A 929-nucleotide genomic window follows, 5' to 3' on the forward strand; every position below is an offset into this window, starting at 1 on the left:
CCTCCTGGAGCGGTGCGTGGTGGCGGGCGTAGTGCCGCCCGTTCACGGTGACGGAACCGCTCGTCGGGGCGTCCAACCCGACGATCATGCGCATCGTCGTGGACTTGCCCGCGCCGTTGGGCCCCAGGAAACCGGTCACGGTGCCCGGCTTCACGACGAAGTCCAGCCCGTCGACGGCCGTCTTCTCGCCGTACTTCTTGGTCAACTGTTGTGCGTCGATCATCCGCGCTCTCCCTGCCGGGCTCCGGCGTGCGTCGCTTCCGACGCCTCACCGGCCACGCTAAGAGCCGAATCACCCCGATCCCGTGGTACCAGGAGGCTGAACCGCACCGTGCGCGTAGTACCGCGGTACCACGCGGCCACCTGCGGTTCCCTCCGTCTTCGTCGCCCCCCAAGTCGTCGCAGCAGGCGTTGGGCCGCCGCCTGAGATGCGCTGCACGCTCGGCGCCCTCACCGCGTTGGGCGCCGCCGACGCCACCGGCGACCTGCTCCGGCTGCTGTAGCCCGTCCTCACCCGATGATGATCACGCGGCGGGCAGGTTGAGCCCCGGGTGGTGGGCCGCCGGGACCGAACCGGTCAGGGACTTTCCTCACCCTGGGCGATCTCGACCTGGTGGTGGAAGTCGACGACGCCGGTTGTTCCGGCGGCGAGGGACAAGGCCGTGCAGGCCACGAGGAGCAGCGCGGTGGGGCGCCTGGTGCGTGAACGCGCCGGGGAGGGTGCGAGGAGGGCGGCGACGCGTTGTGGAACCGGGCCGGTCGTCGCCGCGGGTGCGAAGTCCGGGCGTGTGGAGGGGGAGGCGTGGCCGGCGAGGGCGGCGCGGGCGATGGCCGTGGCGATCAGGCGTCGGTCGCCGACGGCGGTGGCGGCGGTCTCGTCGGCGGCCCGCTCGGCGGCGAGCCGGATGGTGTCACGGACGGCGCGCAGG

Annotated in this window: 1 protein-coding gene and 1 pseudogene; both read right to left on the bottom strand. The window is 72.7% G+C overall.

Going from position 1 to position 929, the window contains the following annotated elements; all coding sequences use genetic code 11:
• On the bottom strand, window positions 1-223 hold a 223-nt coding region (locus tag G3I71_RS44825), incomplete at its 3' end, for an ATP-binding cassette domain-containing protein (protein WP_164324641.1).
• Between the two features lie 354 nt (window positions 224-577).
• Window positions 578-929: pseudogene (locus G3I71_RS44830) on the bottom strand (M56 family peptidase); the annotation flags it as partial.

This window comes from Streptomyces sp. SID12501, from assembly GCF_010550245.1.
Taxonomy (GTDB): domain Bacteria; phylum Actinomycetota; class Actinomycetes; order Streptomycetales; family Streptomycetaceae; genus Streptomyces.